Origin of the sequence: Paramicrobacterium chengjingii (assembly GCF_011751765.2) — a bacterium.
Lineage (GTDB): Bacteria > Actinomycetota > Actinomycetes > Actinomycetales > Microbacteriaceae > Paramicrobacterium > Paramicrobacterium chengjingii.
On the sequence record NZ_CP061169.1, the window covers coordinates 1,482,369 to 1,505,954 of the forward strand.

The 23,586-nt window shown below is 62.1% G+C and carries 23 protein-coding genes and 1 riboswitch; of the genes, 19 read left to right on the forward strand and 4 right to left on the reverse strand.

What is annotated here, in order from left to right; translation table 11 throughout:
• Window positions 1-20 precede the first annotated feature (20 nt).
• The 4 genes from HCR76_RS07250 to HCR76_RS07260 are packed head-to-tail and all read left to right on the forward strand — an operon-like array spanning window position 21 to window position 2,346.
• Window positions 21-563: a DivIVA domain-containing protein gene (locus tag HCR76_RS07250; protein ID WP_166989569.1), complete on the forward strand. Its 543-nt coding sequence runs from the start codon at window positions 21-23 to the stop codon at window positions 561-563.
• Window positions 564-608: 45 nt separating this feature from the next.
• A complete protein-coding gene (locus tag HCR76_RS17560; protein WP_235934037.1) occupies window positions 609-1,301 on the forward strand; it encodes an aggregation-promoting factor C-terminal-like domain-containing protein in 693 nt (230 codons plus the stop codon).
• Between the two features lie 26 nt (window positions 1,302-1,327).
• Window positions 1,328-1,624 carry an Rv1322 family protein gene (locus HCR76_RS17565; protein ID WP_166990342.1) on the forward strand — a complete coding sequence of 99 codons (297 nt, stop codon included), beginning with the start codon at window positions 1,328-1,330 and terminating at the stop codon, window positions 1,622-1,624.
• Window positions 1,621-2,346, forward strand: a complete 726-nt coding sequence (locus HCR76_RS07260; protein ID WP_166989571.1) for an alpha/beta hydrolase — start codon at window positions 1,621-1,623, stop codon at window positions 2,344-2,346. Before HCR76_RS17565 ends, HCR76_RS07260 begins: the two co-directional genes overlap by 4 nt.
• Here the strand turns inward: HCR76_RS07260 and HCR76_RS07265 are convergent.
• Window positions 2,343-3,395 (reverse strand): AI-2E family transporter, encoded by a 1,053-nt coding sequence (locus HCR76_RS07265; RefSeq protein ID WP_166989573.1) that lies wholly within the window; start codon window positions 3,393-3,395, stop codon window positions 2,343-2,345. The genes HCR76_RS07260 and HCR76_RS07265 overlap by 4 nt on opposite strands.
• 196 nt (window positions 3,396-3,591) lie before the next feature.
• Between HCR76_RS07265 and HCR76_RS07270 the strand changes: the two genes are divergently transcribed.
• The gene (locus HCR76_RS07270) at window positions 3,592-5,433 is read left to right on the forward strand and encodes a DUF8094 domain-containing protein (RefSeq protein ID WP_166989575.1); all 1,842 of its coding nucleotides are present in this window, start codon (window positions 3,592-3,594) and stop codon (window positions 5,431-5,433) included.
• Window positions 5,430-6,398: a tetratricopeptide repeat protein gene (locus HCR76_RS07275; protein ID WP_166989577.1), complete on the forward strand. Its 969-nt coding sequence runs from the start codon at window positions 5,430-5,432 to the stop codon at window positions 6,396-6,398. Before HCR76_RS07270 ends, HCR76_RS07275 begins: the two co-directional genes overlap by 4 nt.
• Before the next feature lie 3 nt (window positions 6,399-6,401).
• Here HCR76_RS07275 and ybaK read toward each other — a convergent pair whose 3' ends face one another.
• Window positions 6,402-6,899 (reverse strand): Cys-tRNA(Pro) deacylase, encoded by a 498-nt coding sequence (gene ybaK, locus HCR76_RS07280; protein WP_166989579.1) that lies wholly within the window; start codon window positions 6,897-6,899, stop codon window positions 6,402-6,404.
• Between the two features lie 110 nt (window positions 6,900-7,009).
• On the opposite strand from ybaK, the gene HCR76_RS07285 reads away from it, so the two are divergent.
• Window positions 7,010-8,224, forward strand: coding sequence for a cysteine desulfurase family protein (locus HCR76_RS07285; RefSeq protein ID WP_166989581.1), 1,215 nt, complete (start codon window positions 7,010-7,012; stop codon window positions 8,222-8,224).
• 30 nt (window positions 8,225-8,254) lie between these two features.
• Window positions 8,255-9,385: a tRNA 2-thiouridine(34) synthase MnmA gene (gene mnmA / locus HCR76_RS07290; RefSeq protein WP_166989583.1), complete on the forward strand. Its 1,131-nt coding sequence runs from the start codon at window positions 8,255-8,257 to the stop codon at window positions 9,383-9,385.
• Here mnmA and HCR76_RS07295 read toward each other — a convergent pair.
• On the reverse strand, window positions 9,377-10,120 hold the full coding sequence (locus tag HCR76_RS07295; RefSeq protein WP_166989585.1) for an IclR family transcriptional regulator: 744 nt from the start codon (window positions 10,118-10,120) through the stop codon (window positions 9,377-9,379). The two genes, mnmA and HCR76_RS07295, sit on opposite strands and share 9 nt — an antisense overlap.
• A 64-nt stretch (window positions 10,121-10,184) precedes the next feature.
• Here HCR76_RS07295 and ligA point away from each other — a divergent pair, with 64 nt between their 5' ends.
• On the forward strand, window positions 10,185-12,482 hold the full coding sequence (gene ligA, locus HCR76_RS07300) for an NAD-dependent DNA ligase LigA (protein WP_166990344.1): 2,298 nt from the start codon (window positions 10,185-10,187) through the stop codon (window positions 12,480-12,482).
• A 7-nt stretch (window positions 12,483-12,489) separates the two neighbouring features.
• On the opposite strand, the gene HCR76_RS07305 is transcribed toward ligA, so the two are convergent.
• On the reverse strand, window positions 12,490-14,172 hold the full coding sequence (locus HCR76_RS07305; protein WP_166989587.1) for a long-chain-fatty-acid--CoA ligase: 1,683 nt from the start codon (window positions 14,170-14,172) through the stop codon (window positions 12,490-12,492).
• Between the two features lie 93 nt (window positions 14,173-14,265).
• Here HCR76_RS07305 and gatC point away from each other — a divergent pair, with 93 nt between their 5' ends.
• The 10 genes from gatC (at window position 14,266) to HCR76_RS07355 (ending at window position 23,586) form a co-directional block, all read left to right on the forward strand.
• Complete coding sequence (gene gatC, locus HCR76_RS07310) at window positions 14,266-14,565, forward strand: Asp-tRNA(Asn)/Glu-tRNA(Gln) amidotransferase subunit GatC (protein WP_166989589.1); 300 nt, start codon at window positions 14,266-14,268, stop codon at window positions 14,563-14,565.
• Window positions 14,565-16,079 carry an Asp-tRNA(Asn)/Glu-tRNA(Gln) amidotransferase subunit GatA gene (gene gatA, locus HCR76_RS07315; protein ID WP_166989590.1) on the forward strand — a complete coding sequence of 505 codons (1,515 nt, stop codon included), beginning with the start codon at window positions 14,565-14,567 and terminating at the stop codon, window positions 16,077-16,079. Before gatC ends, gatA begins: the two co-directional genes overlap by 1 nt.
• Complete coding sequence (gene gatB, locus HCR76_RS07320) at window positions 16,079-17,575, forward strand: Asp-tRNA(Asn)/Glu-tRNA(Gln) amidotransferase subunit GatB (RefSeq protein ID WP_166989591.1); 1,497 nt, start codon at window positions 16,079-16,081, stop codon at window positions 17,573-17,575. Before gatA ends, gatB begins: the two co-directional genes overlap by 1 nt.
• 106 nt (window positions 17,576-17,681) lie before the next feature.
• The gene (locus HCR76_RS07325) at window positions 17,682-18,275 is read left to right on the forward strand and encodes a hypothetical protein (protein ID WP_166989593.1); all 594 of its coding nucleotides are present in this window, start codon (window positions 17,682-17,684) and stop codon (window positions 18,273-18,275) included.
• Between the two features lie 33 nt (window positions 18,276-18,308).
• Window positions 18,309-19,565 (forward strand): DNA polymerase IV, encoded by a 1,257-nt coding sequence (gene dinB / locus HCR76_RS07330; RefSeq protein ID WP_166989595.1) that lies wholly within the window; start codon window positions 18,309-18,311, stop codon window positions 19,563-19,565.
• A gap of 52 nt (window positions 19,566-19,617) precedes the next feature.
• Window positions 19,618-19,974 (forward strand): spore germination protein GerW family protein, encoded by a 357-nt coding sequence (locus HCR76_RS07335; RefSeq protein WP_166989597.1) that lies wholly within the window; start codon window positions 19,618-19,620, stop codon window positions 19,972-19,974.
• A gap of 35 nt (window positions 19,975-20,009) precedes the next feature.
• Window positions 20,010-20,119, forward strand: a riboswitch (TPP riboswitch).
• 33 nt (window positions 20,120-20,152) lie between these two features.
• Window positions 20,153-20,776, forward strand: a complete 624-nt coding sequence (locus HCR76_RS07340) for an ECF transporter S component (protein WP_166989599.1) — start codon at window positions 20,153-20,155, stop codon at window positions 20,774-20,776.
• Window positions 20,776-22,248 (forward strand): ABC transporter ATP-binding protein, encoded by a 1,473-nt coding sequence (locus tag HCR76_RS07345; RefSeq protein ID WP_166989601.1) that lies wholly within the window; start codon window positions 20,776-20,778, stop codon window positions 22,246-22,248. The genes HCR76_RS07340 and HCR76_RS07345 overlap by 1 nt, the downstream gene beginning before the upstream one ends.
• Window positions 22,245-23,027 carry an energy-coupling factor transporter transmembrane component T family protein gene (locus tag HCR76_RS07350; protein WP_166989603.1) on the forward strand — a complete coding sequence of 261 codons (783 nt, stop codon included), beginning with the start codon at window positions 22,245-22,247 and terminating at the stop codon, window positions 23,025-23,027. Before HCR76_RS07345 ends, HCR76_RS07350 begins: the two co-directional genes overlap by 4 nt.
• Window positions 23,020-23,586: a nucleoside/nucleotide kinase family protein gene (locus HCR76_RS07355; RefSeq protein ID WP_166989605.1), complete on the forward strand. Its 567-nt coding sequence runs from the start codon at window positions 23,020-23,022 to the stop codon at window positions 23,584-23,586. The genes HCR76_RS07350 and HCR76_RS07355 overlap by 8 nt, the downstream gene beginning before the upstream one ends.

The window sequence follows — 23,586 nt, forward strand, 5'->3', positions numbered from 1 at the left end:
GTGTGAGAGACAATAAGAACGTGACATCACATTTTCCGTTGGTCAAGCACGGCAAAGGGTACGCGGTTGACGAAGTCGAGGCGTTCCTTGAGCGTGCCCGTGAGGCGTACAACGAGTCCGACTCCGCGCAGATGACCGCCTCCGATTTGCGCTCGGCGTCGTTCAGTATGAAGCGCAAGGGGTACTCGCCCGTTCATGTTGATGCTGCTCTGGAGCGCCTTGAGGATGCCTTTGCTCGGCGTGAACGCGAGAATGCGTACGACGAGAGGGGGCGCGACAGCTGGATCGAAGACGCAACGACGACGGCTCAAGTCGTTCTCAATCGCCTCGCACGCCCGGATCGTGAAAGATTTCGCCGCGTCAATATCCTGACGCAGGGCTACCGACGCGACGATGTAGATAAGTTCGCCCGGAAGATCGAGGACTACTTCACCGACGGCGCGCCCATCAGCATCGACAGGGTCCGCACTGTTGTTTTCTCAAGCGAACGCGGCGGCTACGACGAAGCGCAGGTGGATGCTGTGCTTGACACGGTTGTGAGCGTGATGCTGGCCGTTCGCTGATGGTCGATGCGTGGCACTGGAACCCCAGCGCGCGACTCGTGTAACATGACCGTTATCGTGGGTAAGCATGTTGCAGAGATCATTCCGGCCATTCCGAGCGTGAAGGCGCAACGTCAGCGACCGCGTACACGCCGCACAATCGTGCTTGGGCTGTTCTCCTTTATCGCTGCTTTCGCATTTCTCGCCGTCAACGTCGTTGATCCGTACTCCGGCGCCACAGCCTCACCGTACTTTCAAGTGGCCCAAACCGATCGCACCGCCGACGCACAGTCGATGGTCGTCGCGGGCGCTTACGAGACGGCCGTCGATCGCGACGGATACGACGTGTACATCAAACCTAAGCCCAAGCCGAAGCCGGATCCTGTCGAAGAGAAGTCGACCGACGACGATGATTCGTCCGGAGGCTCAGGTGCTCCGCCTGCGGGTACGCCCGATCCGGGTTCAGCGAAGGCGATAGCCCACGATATGGTCACATCGCGCGGCTGGGGCGAAGACCAATACAGTTGCCTCGTTGCGCTCTGGGATCGCGAATCAGGCTGGAACGTCTACGCCCACAACGCGTCATCGGGGGCCTACGGAATTCCGCAGGCTCTGCCGGGGAGCAAAATGGCCTCGGCTGGTGCCGACTGGCAGACGAACGCCGCAACACAGATCTCGTGGGGTCTCGGGTACATTTCCGGGCGATACGGTTCCCCCTGTGGGGCATGGTCCCATTCGCAGGCAAAAGGTTTTTACTGACCCCGTCGCACTCCGTGGAGTTCATGATGCCGCGCAGCAATCGGCCGCGTCGACGACGCCCTGCCGTTCAGAACGATGAGGATGACCTCAGCCATCTGCTTTCCGGCTGGAAGCGGACGGAAGTGCGTCACGGCGTTTCATGGAACGTTCAGCCGGTGTCTGCTGCCCGAGCGTTGAAGGAATACAGTTGCCCCGGCTGTGGTGGGGTCGTCGTGACAGGCGTGTCGCATTTGGTCACGTGGAGGGCGGATGGCGTGCTCGGTGACTCCTCAGATCTCGCAGCTCGGCGCCATTGGCACTCTCACTGCTGGAGTATCTCATGACCATCGAGATCAAAGGAGGGGTCGAGCTTCCTGCACAGCGTGAGAACATCACACTGCACACCGAAGACGGGCTGGAGCTCGTGGGAGAACTCGCGACTCCCACAACACGCACGCCGGTGGCGACGCTGGTCACGCTGCATCCTTTGCCCACGGCGGGCGGGTTCATGGACTCTCATATACTCAAGAAGGCGGCCGCTCGGTTTCCTGCCATCGCTGATCTTGCTGTTCTGCGTTTCAACACTCGCGGCACGACATCACTACGCGGAACGAGCGACGGGCGTTTTGGCGACGGCATCGATGAAGAAGCCGACGTTGCGGCAGCGATGGCATTCGTAGGCGAACGCGGCCTGCCAAACCCCTGGCTCCTCGGGTGGTCGTTCGGAACAGAGCTCGCAATGAAGTACGGTCGCGCGCATCCCGTCTCCGGTGCGATCCTGCTTTCTCCTCCATTGCACCGCACGACTGATGCAGAGCTGGGCGCTTGGGCCGGTGATTCGCGACGGCTCATTGCCGTGATTCCCGAGTTGGATGATTATCTTCGCCCAGCTGAGGCGGAAGAGCGTTTTGCCGTTGTTCCCGAGGCAACTGTGGTTCCCGTAGAGAACGGCCGGCACCTGTGGGTCGGCGAGAAGCAGACTCGCCGTGTACTGACCGAGATTCTCGCCGTTGTCAACCCCGAGGCGCTGCCCCTCGCTGTGGAGTGGGACGGCCCCCTCGGCTAGAGCTCGTTCTGCCGCGGGATGACCACCTGTTTGATGATCAAAAGGATCGCCGCGGCCGTGGGAATTGCCACAAGTGCTCCCAGCAGCCCCAGAAGCGAGCCTCCGGCAAGAGCAGCAATGACCACGACAGCGCCCGGAACCGAAACGGCTCGCCGCATGATGTTCGGGCTGATCACGTACGCCTCAATTTGCATATACACGAGGTAGTAGATGCCAGCGACAAGCGCGGTGAATGGCGAGCCAAGGCCAGGAATTAAGCAGGCGAGCGTGATGATGATGGAACCAGACAGCGTTCCGACCAGTGGAATCATCGAGGCGACGAAAGCTATGACGGCAAGCACTGGTGGAAACGGCGCCTGGATGATCGACAGGAAGATGAACGACAGGATGCCGTTGCAGGCAGCGATGCTTGCCTGTCCGATCACATAGTGCCCGATCGAGTCTGTGATCTGCTCGCTGAGATCGGCGAACCGTTCCCTCTTCGATGCCGGGACAAGCAGGTACATGCCGCGGCGCATCGTGGGCAGCGAGGCTGTGAAATACAGGGTAAGGATCAAAATAATCAGCGCACCGAAGAAAAACGAGCCGATCGAGAGGGCGACGCTGAGAATTCCGCTCGAGAGATTCGACACGTTGCTCGCGTCGGTGAGCCAACCCGCGGCGCTGTCGATGAGCTCGTCAAACGGAATAAACGGAAACTGCTGCTCGAGAAACTGCAGCAGCGTGAGGTCGCCGATCTGGCGTTGGATCTGCGGAACGAGAGCGACGAGTTTTCCCACCTGATCCACGATGATCGGAACAACCATCCAGATCACGCCAGTGAAAAGTGCAAGCACGCACAGCATCACCGTGATGAGCGCGGCCCAGCGGGGAAAGCTCTTCTTTTCCAGCCAGGTGACGATCGGGTCGAGGCCGAGCGCAATAAACAGCGCTGCGCCAATGTAGATGATGATTGTCGACAGCGACACGACCGAGTTGATGATGAGGAGGCCGATGCCGACGCCGAGGGTGCCGACGAGTCCGACCCGGAACGCGTTCTGGATTTTCACTCGAGCCCCCTTGAATTGCGTGCCCCTCATCCTAAACGCCCACGGCAGTCGCCATCGGCATATCCAGGGCCGAGTCGCCGAGCGGGTTTTCAGACAAATGGGCTAATCTGTAGCGTCTGTATTCGTCACCGTCGTTGCTCTCGACCCGAAATTCGGATGCTTCGACTAATCCGCGGTGGCGCTGGAGGAGAAACTCGTGCGATTCGTCTTGGCTATAGCCGCGTTTGTCGTTGCGGCTGCCATGATCGTCCTCGGAATTGCCCAAAGGACGGTCTTTCTTCCGCCGGCAGCGGTTTCCTATGAGGTCAGCATCGACAACGATCTGGCGTTCACCGTCATCGATGGCGAGACCATGACCGCTCTTCCCGGCAAACAGTCCGTGACAGCAACCGGATCAGACACTGTCTTCGTGGCCTACGCGCGCACGGGAGATATCAAGGCCTGGTTGGGCGACGAGCCGTACAACACGATCTCGTTCAACAAAGACACGACAAGACTTGTCTCGAAGACGCACGAGGCTCAAGCGACAGATACGGATCCTCAGGCGACCGAAACTCCTGCTCCGGATGCGCCAGACGACGAGACAGACGCAGCCGAGAAGGAGGGCGACGAAGAGACGACTGCCCCGAACCCTGCCGGTTCTGACCTCTGGCTGATGGAGAATATCGAGAAGGATGCCGTTATCGCGCCGATGAACATTCCAGAGGGCGTGAGCGTTCTCGTCGCATCGGACGGCGCGCAAGCAGCTCCCTCGCACCTCAAGCTCACGTGGCCAAGCGACAACTCGACGCCATGGGCAGGTCCGCTGATCGTTGGCGGAATCATCATGATTATCGTTGGTCTCGTGCTCTATCTTCTGGGAATCAATCATCTGCGTCGTTCGCGAGGGCCGCGCCGAAAGGGAATCGACGACGGGCGCAAGAAGCGCTTCCTCGGTCGAGGGGCGCGCCCGCGGGCACTCACTGGCTCACAGAAGTCTGGTCGAGGTCGGCTGCGCATGATCGCGGTGCCGATTGTTCTGGTTGGTGCCATCAGCCTCAGTGGTTGTTCACAGGCATTCTGGCCTGATTTCACTCCCGATCCGAGCCTCGAAACGTCTGCGACGCCGACGGCAACTCCGGAAACTGGCGAAGAATTGCCCGAACCCGCGGTCTCCATTCCGCAGCTTGAGCGCATTATGGCGCAGGTCTCCGCCGTCGCCACGGAGGCTGACAGCGCTCGAGACTCAGATCTTGCCGCGACGCGCTTTGCCGGGGCCGCGCTCACCGAGCGCCAAACCAACTACGACATCCGCGAGAAAATCTCCGATTACGCTGCGCCCGCGCCGATTCCCGCGTCGCCACTGACGATCAGCCTTCCCAAGGCAACAGATACCTGGCCGCGAACCGTGATCACGATGGTGAAAGACGAAGATCCCACTGTCGCGCCAACGTCCGTCGTGCTCGAGCAGGAGACACCGCGCGACAACTACAAAGTCGTCTATACGCAACGTCTCGAACCGGATGCTGTTGTGCCGCAACTCGCGCCAGCGAGCGTTGGGGCTGCAGGCATCCCCGCCGATTCCGCCTGGCTGACCATGCCTCCCCAAGACATCGCTGCTGCCTACGCCGATGTCGTGGCTAAGGGGGAGGAGAGCGAATTTGCTTCGAAGTTCGACGTCAGTAATGACACGCTCATTGATGCCATCGCGTCCGATCGCGACACGAAGAAGTCGGAGCTGCCCGATACCGCGACCATCTCGTTTGCTACGAAAGCCGGTGAGTCCGAACCGGTGTCACTCGCCACGCTGAACTCGGGGGCAATTGTTTCCGTCAGCATGCTTGAGGTCGAAACGGTGAAGCCTAAGCAAGAGGGCGCGCTCATCAAGATCGAAGGAACGACGATGGCCGCTCTCGCAGGACTCGACGAGACTGCAAAGGGCATCGAATCCACGTATTCTGATCAATTGCTGTTCTACGTTCCGCCCGCTGATTCCGAAGGCAAGATCACACTTCTGGGCTTCAGTCAGGGGCTTCTGAGTGCCACGGAGTTGAAATGAGTGATATGCCTTTTGACGGAGCATCCATACGCGGTGCAGTCGACCTGTCGAGCCTCGTCAACAGGGGTGCCCCGCCCACGCAGCAGGGTGCGCCTGGGCAGGCGCAGGATGCGCAGCCGAACAGCGGTCCCGTCGTTGTCGACGGACTCGTGCTGGACGGCACAGACCAGACCGTCGAGACGTTCGTCGAGCTCTCGATGCAGGTTCCTGTTCTCGTCGACCTCTGGGCCGAGTGGTGTGGCCCATGCAAACAGCTCACGCCGGTTCTCGAGAAGGTCGTTGCCGAATACGCTGGCAAGATCTTGCTGATGAAGGTGGACGTCGACACCAACCCGCAACTTGCGCAGGTTTTTCAGGCACAGTCGATTCCCACGGTCGGTGTGCTGCTCGGCGGACGCCCGATGCAGGTGTTCCAAGGTGCCGTTCCCGAAGCGCAGGTGCGCGAGGTCATCGAGCAAGTGCTGCAGATTGCGGCGCAGAACGGGGTCACTGGTACAGCGACGGTGTCGGAAGGCACCCTCGAGTCGGAGGAGAAGGATCCCGAACCGGAGCCGCTCCCACCTCTGCACCAGGAAGCTCTGGACGCCATTGAACGCGGGGACTTCGATGCTGCCGTCGCCGCGTATGACAAGGCAATTGCGCAGAACCCCAAGGACGATGAGGCGAAGGCCGGGCGTGCACAGGTGCGCCTGCTTGTTCGTGTGAACGGAGCGTCACTCGACGAGGCGCGCAGTGCCGCAGCATCCGCCCCTTTCGATGTTGACGCACAGCTGGCCGTCGCCGATCTCGACGTGTCTGGTGGTCATATCGACGACGCTTTTGACCGGCTTCTCACACTGTTTCCTCACGTGGACGACGACGGCAAGACGACGGTGCGCGAGCGACTACTTGAACTCTTCGAGATTGTCGGTGCAGACCCGCGTGTAACCAAGGCGCGTGCTCGGCTGGCGGGCCTGCTGTTCTGAGCGCTACCTGGAGATCAGGGGCGCCGTCGTGCCGCGCGTGAGCGCAAGGAGATCGGCAGGAGAAATCTCGATATCGAGACCACGCCGTCCACCCGAGACAAACACGGTGGGGTGTTCGAGAGACGAATCGTCGATGACTGTCGGCAGGAGTGACTTCTGTGCGAGTGGGCTGATACCTCCCACGACGTAGCCTGTTTTCCGTTGTGCGACCGCGGGGTCGGCAAGCCGCACCCGCTTGACGCCGAGACATGAGGCCACGGCGGAGAGTCGCATGCGCGAATTCACAGGAACTATGGCGACGGCAAGCCGATCGCCAGCATCGACGACGAGGGTCTTGTAGATGCGCTCTGCAGCAACATTGAGCATTCTCGCTGCCTCCGCGCCAAAATCGGTCACCGTCGAATCGTGACGGTATCTGTGCAACGTGAACGGCACGTTGCTCGCCGTGAGCAAGCGTGTCGCCGGGGTTCCACCCGTTGCCGGTGTGCCCGGTTTCGACATGAACTCTCCGATCGTGCTCGCGACGCTCGAGTGCCGATACCTCGCTTGACGGATCTAGAGTAGTGAATGCAGCGCGATTCGGCATTGCACACACCGGCGAAAGGCATCACGTGAGCGTGTATCTCGATCATGCCGCCACGACTCCCATGCGTGCGGAGTCACGCGCGGCGTACACTGACGCGCTCGATATCGTCGGCAACCCGGCATCAATTCACGGAGTCGGGCAGAGGGCAAAGCAGCTTCTCGAAGAGTCGCGAGAGACTATCGCGCGCTCGATCGGCTGCGACTCGATCGAAGTGATTCTCACCTCGGGCGGAACAGAAGCGATCAACCTCGCGCTTAAGGGACTGTTCTGGTCGCGCAATGCCGAGGGAACGCGTCCGATCATTCTCGCGCCGGGAGGCGAACATCACGCGACGATCGACACGCTCGATTGGCTTGCCGCACACGACCACGCGGACGTTCGATGGCTTCCGCTCGACGCCGAGGGAACTTTGCAGCCGGGCGTGCTCGACGCGGCACTGACCGAGGCGCACGGGAGTTGCGCCGTTGCCACAGTCATCTACGCGAACAACGAGGTCGGCACTGTTCAACCGATTGTCGAACTCGGCCGGGTTGCTGCACGGCATGGGGTTCCGCTTCACGCCGATGCGGTGGCGGCATACGGTCACGTCCCCATCGACATCGCGGACCTGCGTGCGACGAGCGGGGCGTCGGAAGCATCCGGACTTGTTGCCGTGAGCGTGTCTGCACATAAAATCGGGGGGCCGGTGGGAATCGGCGCCCTCTATCTCTCTCGAAGTGCGACGGTGGAACCGCTGCTTCATGGGGGAGGGCAGCAGCGTAACGTGCGATCGGGAACCCAGGATGTCGCGGGCACGGTCGCCTTCGCGAGGGCGGCTGAGCTTGCAATACGCGAGCGTGTCGATGAATCGGAGCGACTCAGCGAGCTCAGAGACGTGCTGATTGCGGGTGTTCACGATGCAGTGCCCGACGCGCATGTCAACGGGTCGCGCTCTCAACGCCTCGCGAATAACGCTCACTTCTCGTTTCCCGGATGCGAAGGCGACTCGCTGCTCTTTCTGCTCGACATGGCCGGATTCGCGGTATCGACGGGTTCCGCCTGCCAGGCGGGCATTCCCGAGCCGTCGCATGTTCTGCAAGCCATGGGGCGTGACGAGCGTGAATCGCGCGGCGCACTGCGGGTGAGTCTCGGTCGCACAACAACGCGCGCCGACATCGACGCATTTCTCCGCGCGCTTCCCGAAGCGCATCGGCAGGCGAAGAAGGCCGGACTCGCCGACCGAGACGTGACACGGCGCTGACATTCAGCCGCGCGGACGTAAACTGGAACGATGAAGGTTCTCGCTGCTATGTCCGGAGGCGTCGACTCTGCGGTGGCCGCCGCCCGAGTTGTTGACGCGGGCCACGAGGTCGTTGGTGTTCACCTGGCGCTCAGCCGCATGCCCGGCACGCTGCGCACAGGCAGTCGCGGGTGCTGCACCATCGAGGACTCGATGGACGCGCAGCGCGCTGCAAACATGATCGGGATCCCGTACTACGTATGGGATTTTTCAGAGCGGTTCAAAGAAGATGTCGTTGACGACTTCATCGCCGAGTACGCGGCGGGCCGCACTCCAAACCCGTGTCTGCGTTGCAACGAGAAGATCAAATTCGCCGCACTGCTCGAGAAGGCGCTCGACCTCGGGTTCGACGCCGTCTGCACGGGGCACTATGCCAGCATCCGGTATGACGCAGACGGTCACCGCGAAATGCACAGGGCAAGCGCGTGGGCGAAGGACCAGTCATATGTGCTCGGCGTGCTCACTGCCGATCAGCTTGAACACTCCCTCTTTCCGCTCGGAGATACGCCGTCGAAGGATCTCGTGCGGGCTGAGGCTGCCGAGCGCGGCTTCACCGTGGCGAGCAAGCCAGACAGCCACGACATATGCTTCATTCCCGACGGTGATACGCGCGGATGGCTTGCCGAACACGTCGGCGCGGAGTCGGGTGAGATCCGTGACCGGGAGGGCAACATTGTCGGCAACCACGAGGGTGCTCACGCATACACCGTCGGGCAGCGGCGTGGTCTGAACCTTGGTGTTCCCGCACCGGATGGCCGGCCGCGATTCGTGCTCGAAGTGAAGCCGCGAAGCAACGAAGTGATTGTCGGTCCGAAGGAAGCGCTGGCGATTGCCGAGATCGCTGGTTGCCGGTACAGCTGGGCGGGTCTTCCGCCTCAGAACGCTGAAGTCGAGTTTTCGTGCGCGGTTCAGATTCGGGCACACGCAGATCCCGTTCCCGCCGTCGCCGTCATGAGCGCGAACGAGGAATCGGGCGAGCGTGAGGTGGTTGTGCGCCCCGAGACTCCGCTCGACGGAGTGGCTCCGGGCCAGAGCGCCGTGCTGTACGTGGGAACCCGGGTGCTCGGACAGTTCACTATCGACCGAACGGTGAGTGCCGTTCCCGTCGGAGCGTCAGTGTGACCGAATGGATGCTGCGGTAGCACGCAGCTCCTGCGCGAGTCTCTTCTCGACGTTCCCGTCGAATCGATCCCTGGCAACGGCTACCGAGAGCGCAAGCGAAGGCTCTCTCGCGATGCAGACGCCAACAGCGACGACGTCTGGGTCGCTCTCGCCAAAATTGACGGCGTACCCGCGGTTGCGCACGGTAGCGAGCTCGCGGCGAAATTCGGTAAGCGTCGCCTGCTTCTCATTGCGCCACGGGGGCAGACCCGTCGGGTAGAGCGCGGGCAGTGAAGCATCGCCGAGATCGGCCAGGATCGCTTTGCCCCCCGATGTGGTGAAAGCCGGGGTTCGTGAGCCGATGCGAAGGCTGACACGAAGCCATTGCGTGCCCTCGACGCCGTCGAGAAATCGCACGTCCGGCCCCGTGAGAATAACGAGATGCACCGTGTCATCGAGACGGTGGGCGAGCGACTCAAGATGCGGACGCATCGTGCGGACGATCCGTCGAAGCTGATTTCCGTCGGTGCGCTGACCCGTGAGCTTCGGGCCGGGGTGGTACAACCGCTTCTCGCCCTGCTCAACAAAACCGCGGTGAGTCATGGTCGTGAGCAGCCGGTGGGCTGTTGACGCGGCCACCTCGAGCTCGGAAGCAGCATCGGTGACGCTGAGAGTTCCTCGCTCGGCAAGGAGTTCGAGCAGGTGCATTGCCCGATCCACTGATTCGACCCGGTAGGGGTCGCCTTTCTGAGCCACGGAATCACTGTATCCCACAGTGGCCGGAGTCATGCGCGTGTGGTACGACATTTTGGCGGAAGTGATGTCGGTTGCGGATCGTAGACTGTGTAACGTGACTGATGCCAGCGAATTGAGCCTTGAGCAGGCCGCAGAAGAAGCCCGTGCGCTGACGTCGCGAATCATCGAGCTTCGCGATGCGTACTACGATCGCGATACGTCGCTCGTTTCTGATCACGAGTACGACGAGATGATGCATCTGCTTGAAGCGCTGGAGCGCGCGTATCCTGAATTGCAGGGGCAGGACTCACCGACGCAGACCGTTGGCGGTTACGCTGAGACAACTTTGTTCGCCCCGGTGGTTCACGCCGAGCGGATGCTCAGTCTCGACAACGTCTTCAGCGATGACGAACTGCGTGAGTGGACGACGCGCACCGAACGAGCTGCGGGCCGTAGCATCCGGTATCTGTCTGAATTGAAGATCGATGGTCTTGCTGTGAACCTGCGCTATCAGAACGGCCGTCTGGTGTCTGCCGCCACGCGAGGCGACGGGGTGGTCGGTGAAGACGTCACGGAAAACGTGAGGTACATTCCATCGATTCCGCGCCGGCTTTCGGGGGAGGGACATCCCGAACTTGTTGAGGTTCGGGGAGAGATCTTCTTTCCCGTCGCAGCGTTCACCGCCCTGAACGAGCGACAGCAGAAGGCCGGAGAGAAGGTCTTTGCAAACCCGCGTAATGCGGCGAGCGGGAGCCTGAGACAGAAGTCGGAAACCAAGACAGACGCGCAACGGAAGACCATGCGGGACAGACTCTCGCGACTGCAGATGCTTGTTCACGGAATCGGCGCGTGGCCCAACCCACCGGTAGCAAGCCAATCAGACATCTACGAGTTGCTCGCGGACTGGGGGCTTCCGACCTCGACGCACTATCGAGTGTTTGACGATGCAGACGGGGTCGTCGATTTCATTCACTATTACGGAGAGAACCGAGGAGCGGTCGAGCACGAGATCGACGGCATCGTCATCAAAGTCGACGAACTGGCACTTCACGATGAGCTCGGGGCGACAAGCAGAGCGCCACGATGGGCGACGGCTTTCAAATATCCGCCAGAGCAAGTGAACACGCGACTTCTCGACATCGTTGTGAGTGTCGGGCGCACGGGGAGGGCGACGCCATTTGCCGTCGTTGAACCCGTGCATGTCGCTGGGTCAACGGTGAGCCAGGCCACACTGCACAACCAGGACGTTGTGAAAGCCAAGGGTGTGTTGATCGGCGATACCGTCGTTCTGCGCAAGGCCGGAGACGTCATTCCGGAGATTCTTGGACCGGTGGTTGACGTGCGCGATGGCAGCGAGCGTGAGTTCGTGATGCCGGCGGAATGCCCGGAGTGCGGATCGCCGCTGAGACCGGCGAAGGAAGGCGACATCGACCTGCGCTGCCCGAACGCGCGCTCGTGCCCGGCACAGGTTCGCGGACGGGTAGAGCACATTGGCAGCAGAGGCGCACTTGACATCGAGGGGCTCGGCGAGGTGAGTGCGTCTGCACTGACGCAGCCGATCGAACCCTCAGAACCCCCGCTCGTGACGGAGGCAGGACTCTTCGACCTTAGCCTCGCCGACGTTTTTCCGATTCGCACGCAGGTGATCGATCCAGAAACCGGGCTGCCGCGAACAGACGACGCGGGCACGGCGAAGGTCGTGACGCCTTTTGCGCGCAAGCGAACGAAGAAAGACGGTCCATTCGACCCCGAAGCGGCCGAGTTCTCGGGAGACGACGACTTCGTGCCATCGAAGAACGCTCTCGAGCTCATAGAGAACATCGAGCTCGCAAAGACCAAACCTCTCTGGCGGCTATTGGTGGCGCTCAATATTCGTCACGTCGGGCCGGTTGCTGCACGGGCGCTCGCTGATTGGTTCGGATCGCTCGGCGCAATCAGGGAGGCAACACGCGATGAGCTAGCCGACGTTGACGGTGTCGGTGGCATCATCGCCGATTCGCTTCGCGCCTGGTTCGACGTCGATTGGCACCGCGATATCGTGAGCGTCTGGACGGACGCGGGAGTGCAGTTTTACACTCCGGGCCACCGGGGGCCGGGCGCTGCGGCCAAGCAGGGTGGGGTACTCGCCGGCCTGACTGTTGTCGCAACGGGGTCACTCGAGGGATTCTCACGTGACGGCGCGAAAGAGGCAATCATCAGCGCGGGCGGAAAGGCGGCCTCGAGCGTGTCGAAGAAGACCGACTATGTCGCCGCGGGCCCCGGAGCCGGCTCGAAGCTCGCCAAGGCCGAAGAGCTTGGTCTTGTCATTCTCGACGCCGAGCAGTTCGCGCGCCTCGTCACAGAGGGGCCCGGCTTCCTCTCGAACGCAGACGCTGAGGAATAGTCCAGATTCAGGTGTCGAGAAGCGATTCCCGCACATCTTTTCGCAGAACTTTGCCGATGAGTGACTTCGGTAGTTCATCGACCTGGACGATACGGCGTGGAACCTTATACGGAGTGAGAATGTCGCGGGCGAAGGCCCGCAGCTCCTCTGGGTCGATGGTTGCGCCCGGGGCTGCGGTGACTGCTGCGACGACGTCTTCGCCTGAATGCTTACTTGGCAGACCGACAACGGCCGCTTCGTCAACACTGGGGTGCGAGCAGAGGGCATTCTCCACTTCGGACGGCGACACGTTGAACCCGCCAGTGATGATGAGCTCCTTCTTACGGTCAACGACCGCCACAAACCCCTCGTCATCGAGTGTGACGATGTCGCCCGTACGGAACCAGCCGTCATCGGTGAACACCGCGGCCGTCTCGTCAGGTTTGTTGAAGTAGCCGCTGAATACCTGGGGTCCTCGTGCGATGAGCTCGCCGGGTTCCCCACGTTCAACGTCGACAGAGGGGTTCTCCGGATCAACGACGCGAATTTCAGTATTGGGTAAGGGAAGGCCCACGGTTCCAGCTTTACGCCCCGGTGATACCGGGTTTGCCATAAGCACTGGCGAGCATTCGCTCAGTCCGTACCCCTCAATGAGGTAGCCGTTGGATGCTTCCTCCCACGGTTCGACGAGGTCTTGCGACAGCGGCATCGCCCCCGAGATGCAGATCTCTGTTCCCTTGAGCGAGACGCCCTTTTCTTGTGCCGCAGAAAGCAGCCGCTGCGCAATCGGCGGAACCGCGGGGAAGAAGGTGGGTGGATGCTTGCGCACGGCCTTGAGTACGAGGTCGGGATCAAACTTGGGGAACAGTACGAGCCGTGCCCCCATGCTCATGGCGAAGGTGAGGCACAGCGTGAGCCCGTACGCATGGAACATCGGCAAAACGGCATAGACAACGCAGTCGCCCGGGGTGATTGTCGGAACCCAGGCACGTGCCTGGGCGGCGTTCGCGAGGAGATTGGCGTGCGTGAGCACGGCACCCTTTGGCGACCCGGTTGTGCCGCTTGTGTACTGAATTACGGCGACGTCGTCCTTTGACGGAGCCGGGTGGTCACCCGCGAGCCGTTCTGAGGCAGTCAGCTGTTCCCAGCGAATTGTGCCGCTGACGGGCGTGGTGAGTGCACGGCGCGACTCGCGGGCCTTCTTCAACGGCAGCTTCAGCGCCAGGCGCATTCCGGTGGGAAGAGCGCGCGCCACATCAACCGAGATCAGCGTGCTGACGGCCACATCGTCGGGGAAATCTTTGACCGTACCGACGACGTTGTTCCACACGATCGCCGTCTTCGCACCGTGGTCTTCAAACTGATGCCGCAGCTCGCGCGCTGTATACAGCGGATTGTGCTCCACGACGATTGCGCCGAGACGCAGCACAGCGTAGAAGGCGACGATGTGCTGCGGGCAGTTGGGGAGGACGATCGCTACACGGTCGGCACGGGCAACACCACGACGGCGCAGACCCTCGGCCGCGCGGGACACGGCATCGTCGAGGTCGGCGTACGTGGTTTCGACTCCGAAGAACTCCAAGGCGGCAGCATCCGGATACGATCGTGCGGACTCAGCGACGATGTCACCGAGCGACCCCGCCACCTCGTCGATCGTGTGCGGAACGTTCGGTGCATAGCTCGCCAGCCATGGGGCATCTTCTGGAGTCACCCATCCACCTTAACGCCGGTGGCGGTCAGAACCTCACGTCTGCTTCACCGCCTAGAATGGTCAGATACCCCACGATCCATGTGACGGAGACCTATGTCTGAAATATCCGAGGAGCAGGTGGCGCACCTCGCGGGCCTCGCTCGAATCGCGCTCACTGATGAAGAGATCACGAATCTCACATCAGAACTCGACCAGATTGTCGACAGCATCGCGAAGGTGCAAGAAGTCGCGACCGCCGATGTGCCAGCGACGAGCCACCCCATCCCGTTGCGCAATGTCTACCGGCCCGACGTCGTCGGCGACACGCTGACACAGGAGCAGGCCCTGCAGAACGCACCGGACGACGACGGGGAGCGCTTTGTCGTGTCCGCGATTCTGGGGGAGGAGCAGTAGTGAGCGATATCACCGAACTGTCCGCAGCAGATCTGTCGGCGAAGCTCTCGTCTGGGGAGGTCAGCTCTGTCGAGGCCACGCGCGCGCACCTCGCCCGCATCTCTGCCGTCGAGGGAGACGTTCATGCGTTCCTCCACGTGTCGGACCACGCTCTCGACGTTGCCGCAGACATTGATGCACGCCGCGCCGCCGGTGAAGAGCTCGGTCCCGTCGCAGGCGTCCCTCTCGCGATCAAGGACGTTCTCGTCACCAACGACATGCCGTCTACGTCGGGAAGCCGCATTCTCGAGGGTTACATGTCGCCGTTTGACGCGACAGCTGTCGAACGCTCGCGCACGGCCGGATTCGTCCCCCTGGGAAAGACGAATATGGACGAATTCGCCATGGGATCCTCGACGGAGCACTCAGCGTACGGGCCAACGCATAACCCCTGGGATCTTGAGCGCATTCCGGGAGGGTCCGGGGGAGGATCCGCCGCAGCCGTTGCAGCGTTCGAAGCACCGCTCGCTCTTGGCAGCGACACGGGTGGATCGATTCGTCAGCCCGCCCACGTCACGGGCACTGTGGGCGTCAAGCCGACGTATGGCGCGGTCAGCCGTTACGGTGCGATTGCGCTTGCGTCATCGCTTGACCAGATCGGCCCGGTGTCGCGAACCGTGCTCGATGCCGGCCTGCTGCAGGACGTCATTCAGGGGCATGACCCGCGCGACTCGACATCGCTTGCAGACACCTGGCCGTCGATGGCGGATGCCGCACGGGCCGGCGCTCGCGGTGACGGAGTCAAGGGACTCAAGATCGGCGTCATTGCCGATCTCATGGGGCCCGGCATCCAAAGCGGTGTCGCATTGCGCTTTCGCGAAGCCCTCGACGTCCTCGAGAAGAACGGGGCTGAGATCGTCGAGACTTCGGCGCCCCACTTCGAGTACGCCGTTGCCGCCTACTACCTCATTCTGCCGGCAGAGGCTTCGTCGAACCTTGCCCGGTTCGACTCCGTGCGCTTCGGACTTCGCGTCACCCCCGAATCCGGAGGAACCGTTGAGCAGGTGATGGCCGCAAGCCGTGAAGCCGGATTCGGGCCTGAAGTGAAGCGACGTATCATTCTGGGAACGTACGCGCTCAGCGCCGGGTACTACGACGCTTATTACGGAAGCGCGCAAAAGGTTCGCACGCTCATTCAGCAGGACTTCGAGGGCGCATTCGCTCAGGTCGACGTGCTTGCGAGCCCAAGCGCGCCGACAACGGCATTCAAGTTCGGCGAGAAGCTCGACGACCCCATGGCGATGTACCTGAACGACGTCACAACAATTCCCGCCAACCTGGCAGGTGTTCCCGGCATCAGCGTGCCCGTTGGGCTCGCTCCAGAAGACGGGCTTCCCGTCGGCATCCAATTCATGGCTCCGGCGCGTGAAGACGCGCGGTTGTATCAGGTGGGCGCGTCGCTTGAAGCGCTTCTGGAATCAGGGTGGGGACACACGCTTATGTCACAGGCACCGCAGCTGGGAGGAAAGCACTGATGTCGACCGCTGAACTCATGGACTTCGATGAGGCCATCGAAAAGTTTGAGCCCGTGCTGGGGTTCGAAGTTCACATTGAACTCGGAACCAAGACGAAGATGTTCTCGGCTGCACCAAACGGTTTCGGGGATGCGCCAAACACCAACGTCTCACCCGTGTGTCTCGGCCTTCCCGGCTCGCTTCCAGTCGTCAACGAGCAGGCCGTGCGCTATTCGATCAGCCTCGGCCTCGCGCTCGGCTGCTCCATTGCCGAATCATCATCGTTCGCACGAAAGAACTACTTCTACCCCGATCTGGCGAAAAACTACCAGATCTCCCAGTTCGACGAGCCGATCGCTTTTGAGGGCGAAGTCGAGGTGGAACTGTCTGACGGCAGTATCCGCCGCATTCCCATCGAACGTGCGCACATGGAAGAAGACGCGGGCAAACTCACACACGTGGGCACGAGCGGACGCATTCAAGGCGCCGATCACTCGCTCGTCGACTACAACCGTGCGGGCGTGCCCCTCGTGGAGATTGTGACTCACCCGATTTTCGGCGCGGGCGCACTTGCACCCGAGATCGCGAAGGCCTACGTCGCGACGATTCGCGACATTGTCATCTCGTTGGGAATCTCTGAGGCGCGCATGGAACGCGGCAACCTGCGCTGCGACGCAAACGTCTCGCTTCGCCCCTATGGGCAGGAGAAGCTCGGCACGCGCACCGAGACGAAGAACGTCAACTCAATGCGGTCAGTTGAGCGCGCCGTGCGCTATGAGATTCGTCGACAGGCAGCGATCCTCGAAGCCGGTGGAACGATCACACAGGAGACCCGCCACTGGCACGAAGACACGGGCACGACTTCAGCGGGGCGCCCGAAGAGCGACGCAGATGACTATCGGTACTTCCCTGAGCCTGACTTGCTTCCTGTCGTACCGAGCGCCGATTTGATTGACGAACTCCGAGCAGCTCTTCCGGAGCCGCCAGCGGCCAGGCGACGACGGCTTAAGGCCGAGTGGGACTTCACCGATCTGGAGTTTCAAGACGTACAGAATGGCGGACTTGTGAACGAGGTTGCCGCCACGATTGCTGCGGGTGCCTCGCCTGCAGCCGCACGCAAGTGGTGGACGGGCGAGATCTCGCGACTCGCCAACGCACGCGGTGACGAGCCGACGTCGTTGATCACTCCGCAAAGCGTCGCCGAGCTCACGAAGCTCGTCGACGACGGAACGCTCACGGACAAGCTGGCGCGTCAGGTACTCGAAGGCGTCATCGATGGCGAGGGAACCCCCTCTGACGTTGTCGACAAGCGCGGCCTTGCCGTCGTGTCTGACGACGGAGCCCTCATCGCCGCGATCGACGATGCACTCGCTGCACAGCCCGACGTCCTGCAGAAGATCAAGGATGGAAAGGTCCAGGCGGCCGGAGCGATCATTGGTGCCGTCATGAAGGCAATGCGCGGACAGGCCGACGCCGCGCGCGTTCGCGAACTCATTCTGGAGCGCGCCTCCGAATAACTCCGCGTGCAGGCGGCAGCATCCGATTATCTGGTTGGATGCTGTCGCCAGCGCGTTTCGGCATCACGTGCTGGTGTGCACTGACACCGCGGCCTACCATGAAAGCATGCTCGTGGAGGGCACGATTCGTTGGCAGGTCACGGAAGACTGTCCGTGGGACCTTCTCCTTGCCCTTGCCTTGAGAGACCTCGCCGGGCTTGAAACCACTTGCGCCCCCGACCTTCCACGCGCCATTCCCGATGTCGGCTCCATCGACGTCTCCGACATTGACGCCCGGATGCTCGCAGCGCAATGGCGCGGCTGGTGGACGGGAATCGTACCTCTGGAAACGCGACCGTTCATCAGCGAGGTGCGTCCGCCGCATTTCGCGGCGTTTGACCGTGCGCTCGAGCTGCAAGAAGCAATGTACCGAGCGTACGATCGCGCAATGGACTGGGCGCGCATGCGTCGGTATGAGTATCTCCAGGCCGTCGAGGTGCGCGAGCATCCTCTCGCAGACGTGTACGGGCTCGTACAGAAGCGGCAGTTTGAGTTGAGACGGCAATCGTCATCGTTTCGCCTCGACCTCGCCGTTCTGCCCCTTGCCGCGCCCGGCGCCTGGGTCGCCGCACCCGACACCATTGTCGTCAGCAAAGCCCTGCGCGATGATGCGAAGGGCTTCACCGAATGGCTACTCCCTCTGGTGATCGCGCTGGTCTGACGGTTTGTCAGACGGGTGCGAGAGAATGGCCACATGTCACGTCAAGACGGTCGCGCCCGCCGCATCTCCGGTGATGACGTCGACGACACGGGCGCGCACATTCTGCACGTGGATCTTGATGCGTTCTTTGCATCCGTTGAACTCCTCGATCGCCCGGACCTGCGCGGTAAACCCGTCATCGTCGGAGGGCGCGAAGGGCGTTCCGTTGTGACGACAGCGACGTACGAGGCGCGAGCATATGGCGTCGGATCGGCGATGCCGATGGCGCGTGCGCTGCAGCTGTGCCCGAAGGCCATTGTCGTGTCCCCTCGACACGAGCTGTACCGTCTCTATTCGAAGCGTGTGATGAGCATTTTCGACGACATTACGCCGATGGTCGAGAAGCTGAGCATCGACGAGGCATTTCTCGACGTTTACGGTGCAAGGCGACTTCTCGGCAGCCCCGCGGCGATCGCGCGGCTGATTCGTCAGCGTGTCTATGACGACACTGGTCTCACCTGCTCAGTCGGAGCAGCGGAAACAAAGTTCGTCGCCAAGCTGGCTTCGGGAATGGCCAAACCCGACGGAGTCCTCGTCGTTCCGCCCGCTCAGACACAGGAGTTTCTGCGCCCGCTTCCGATTCGGGCGTTAGCCGGTGTCGGAGGAAAGACCGAGGAGGCTTTGCAACGCCTTGGCCTCAGAACCGTCGCCGATGTCGCCGAGATACCCATTGGCGCTCTGCGCTCTGCCGTCGGCGACGCGTCGGCGACGCGACTTCATGAACTCGCATCCGGTCGAGATCCGCGCCAGATCGTGACAGAGCAGAGTGAGAAGAGCATCGGCCACGAGATCACCTTCCACGATGACGTTGTGGATCCAGCGACGTTGGAGCGTGAACTGCTTCGATTGAGCGATCGGGTGGGGGCGAGATTGCGAGCCGCCGGTGTCACTGCGGGAGGTGTTGCGCTCAAACTTCGCTACAGCGACTTCACCACCCTCAGCAGGTCTCGGCGTCTTCCTGAAGCCACCAGTGTTGCCCGCCGCCTGTATGAGTCGAGCGTTGAGCTGTTCCGCGAACTCGAGGTGAGGGGCAGGCCTGTGCGTCTGATTGGTGTGCGGGCCGAGCGGCTCTCCGAGGGCGCCCCATCGATGAGTCTCTGGGATCCAGATGAAGAGTGGCGTGACGCTGAGAGCACCGTCGACCAATTGCGGGGTCGCTTTGGAGTGGATGCCGTTACGTCGGCGTCACTTCTCACTCCCCGCCCCTCTACGGCCGGAGGAACGCGACATCCTGGGCAGCGAGGCACCTGAGAGTCACCATCAGCGTCTGTGCATACGAGTGAATGCGCGGTAGCGTTGGCACATGGGAAACGTAGCCTTGGAACTCGCAGACAAGTTCAAGTCCGTCGGCGTCACGACAGTGTATGGCGAAGTCGTTGATGTCGACGGTGTGAAGATCGTCCCGGTGGCCATCGCCACTTACGGCTTCGGCGCCGGTGAGGGTGACGCTACAGGTGACCTTAAAGGCGAAAAGAGCGCTGGAGCGCAGGGCGGAGGCGGCGGAGGTGGCGGCATGAGCATGCCCGTCGGCGCATACATTCGTACAGGAGACTCTGTTCGATTCGAACCCAATCTGATCTCTCTTCTCGCCGTTGGCGTGCCCCTTGTCTGCGTCGCAGGAACCGCGCTTAAGGGAATAATCAAAGCTCTCAAAAAGTAGCGAATCACCGCGAGCGGTACACAAGCGACTACACTTGCACTTAACACGGGAGTCCGGTGAGCCGGGCTGAGAGGAAAGTTCTCAACTTTCGACCGTCGAACCTGATCTGGGTCATGCCAGCGCAGGGAGTGACAATCTCAATACCCGTGCCCAATTCCCACGCGAAAGGGGCACGTAAGTGCAGACAACCAATTCATCATCCGCGACGTCAACGCGGCGAAATCTCCGCTGGCGCGTTGTCGACATCGTCGTGGCCAGCATTATCGGCGTTGCGTCCGGTGTCGTCTTCCTCTTCTGGAACGTCGCATACGGTCCGCTCAGTTTGCCGCTCGCCGTTACCCCAGGTCTCAGTGCACTGCTTGGCGGTGGCTGGCTGTTTGCCGGGGTGCTTGGCGGGTTGATCATCCGCAAGCCGGGAGCCGCGCTGTTTGCGGAGCTCGTTGCCGCTGTGGTGTCCGCTCTCGTCGGCAACCAATGGGGCTTTTCGACGCTCATCTGGGGCCTCGTTCAGGGGCTCGGCGCTGAGATCGTCTTCGCGGCGTTCCTCTATGGCAGCTACCGGCTGTATGTCGCGCTGCTTGCGGGTCTCGGCGCAGGCATCGCGATGGCTTTTCTCGACACGACATTCACCGATTACGCCGTTCTCGACCCGGCGTTCAAAGCGGTCTATTATGTGTCCGCGGCACTTTCCGGTGTGCTCATCGCTGGGCTGCTGTCGTGGGCCGCGATGCGCGGCCTCGCTTCGGCTGGCGCGCTGAGCCGCTTTGCCGCAGGCCGCGAGGTGCGACGGAAGGCTTCGTAGTGTCGGGCGCGCATGTTCGCGTCAGCGGCTGGGGGTGGACCCATGCCGGGCGTGCTCGGGCGGCGGTCACGGGTATTGATCTCACGATCGAGCCAGGTGAGAGAGTGTTGCTTCTGGGTGCCTCCGGGGCGGGAAAATCCACGCTACTCCATGGGCTCGCTGGGGTCCTCGGAGGCGACGAAGAGGGCGATCAGACGGGATCCATCGCCGTGGACGGCCGCGTGCCGTCCGAGGCCCGTGGAGTTGTCGGCCTTGTGCTTCAGGACCCAGACAGTCAGATCGTGATGGCCCGCGTGGGCGACGACGTTGCGTTTGCCTGCGAGAACCTCGGTGTTCCGCGAGACGAGATCTGGCGCCGCGTGAGGTGGGCCCTGGATGCTGTGGGTCTGGACGTGCCTCTTGATCATCCAACTTCTCAGCTGTCCGGGGGGCAGGTGCAGCGGCTTGTCATCGCCGGAATCCTCGCGATGAAGCCTCGGCTGCTTCTGCTCGACGAGCCGACAGCCAACCTCGACCCTGACGGCATCCGCGAAGTTCGTGACGTCGTGGCGCATGTGGCGCGCGAGACAGGTATGACTCTCGTTGTCGTGGAACATAGGGTCGCCGTCTGGAGCGACGTCGTCACACGTGCTGTCGTTCTCGAACCGGGAGGCGGCGTGCTCGCAGAGGGCGACGCACGAGATGTTCTCACCGCGGAAGGCGAGCAGCTCGCTGAGCGGGGAATCTGGGTGCCGGAGTACCCTCCCGTGGTTCCCGAGATGCCCTCCCGCACGCCCGGTGAGCTTCTGATGCGCGCGGAGGGGCTCGCGGTTGGGCGGACACAATTCGGCACGAAGGAGCCCGTCGTCGCGGCATCCGATCTATCATTCGATCTCAATTCGGGTATGACAACCGCGGTTCTCGGAGTCAACGGCGCGGGCAAGAGCACGCTCGCGCTATCGATCGCCGGACTCCTGCCCCCGACAGCCGGTGTGCTTCGTGCGACTCCGGCTCTTGCCGACAGCATTGGTACCGAGCCACGACGGTGGAGGTCGCGTGACTTGCTGACCCGCATCGGCACAGTGTTTCAGCATCCTGAGCACCAGTTTCTGACTGGTCGGGTGCGTGCCGAGCTCGCGATTGGCCCGCGAGCTCTGCGACTCAGCAACGACGAGGTGAATCGGCGTACGAGCGAGATGCTTGAACGTCTTAAGCTCGAACACCTGGCCGATGCGAATCCTTTCACGCTCTCCGGGGGAGAGAAGAGGCGATTGTCCGTTGCGACGGTGCTCGCCACCCGTCCGCGCATGCTCGTACTCGATGAGCCAACTTTTGGACAGGACGCCCAAACCTGGCGAGAACTCGTCCTGCTGCTTCGCGGGCTTGTCGATGAGGGAGCGTGCGTCGTCGCGGTGACCCACGACGAGCCGCTCGTCGACGCGCTCGCCGACGACACGATTCGGTTGGGCCGTCCGCAGGAGGTTTTGCGATGACTGCAATGACGCCGGACATCGCGCCGTCGCTCGTTGCGCGCATCAACCCGGTAGCCAAGTTGATTGCCGCACTCGTGGTTAGCATCACGTTGCTGCTGTCCGTGGACATCGTTTCGGCCTCCGTCGCGCTCGTACTGACACTTGCGCTCGTCGGCTTCGCTGGGTTGACCGCGCGATCGTTTTGGATTCGAACGGCACCCGTGTGGTTTGCCGCCCCCTTTGCCGCGATCACGACGATTTTGTACGGAGAAGACTCGGGGGAGCAGCTGCTGGGGTTCGGCATCGCAACGATCAGCGAAGGCTCGCTGCTGTTGGGCGTTGCGATCATGCTTCGGGTTCTCGCGATCGGCATTCCTGGAGTGGTGCTTATGGCGACGACCGATCCCACCGAGCTCGCTGACGGGTTGTCGCAGGTGCTGAAACTTCCGGCGCGTTTCGTACTCGGCGCGCTGGCTGGCATGCGCATGATCGGTCTCTTTATCGACGACTGGCGCGCGATGGGCCAGGCCCGCCGAGCCCGCGGGGTTGCCGATACGGGCGCGATCAGGCGATTCGCAGCGCAGGCATTCGCTTTGCTCGTGCTGGCGATCCGGCGGGGAAGCAAACTCGCAACGGCGATGGAAGCAAAAGGCTTTGGGGCGGAGACGGAGCGAACGTGGGCTCGGGAATCCACGTTCAGAGGCCCGGAGACCATGCTCGTGGTCGTTGGTGTGCTGATTGCGGGTGCCGCCGTGATCAGTGCCGTTGTCGCGGGGACATGGAGCTTTGTCATTGGCTGACGAACTGGCTCGCATCGCCCACAACGCGCAAACGATTGTCGCGGCGGCGGCACGGCTGCCGCGCCGGCATCCCATCGTGCTGATCGATGGCCCGTCTGGTGCGGGAAAATCGGTGACGGCGGATGCCGTTGTCGCGGCGTGGGAAGGCGAGATGCCGCTGCTGCTGCGGATGGACGAGGTGTATCCCGGCTGGGGCGGACTCTGGCAGGCGGGCGAGCACATTGAAACCTCTCTGCTTGAACCGCTCAGCCGTGGTGAGACCGGCCGCTGGAGGCGCTATGACTGGCACGAGAAGCGACAGGCAGAATGGCACGATGTCGCCCAGGGGAGAGCGCTTGTGGTCGAGGGGTGTGGGGTGCTCACACAGGGCAACGCAGCACGAGCGCATCTTCGCGTGTGGCTCGATGGAGACCCGGATGCTCGCAAGCGACGCGCCCTTGAGCGAGACCGTGGGGCATTTGACGCCCACTGGGACGCGTGGGCCGCCCAGATGGATGCGTTTGAAGCACAGCACCGACCGCGCAGTCTTGCGGACCTCGTGCTGTGGGCCGATGACTGA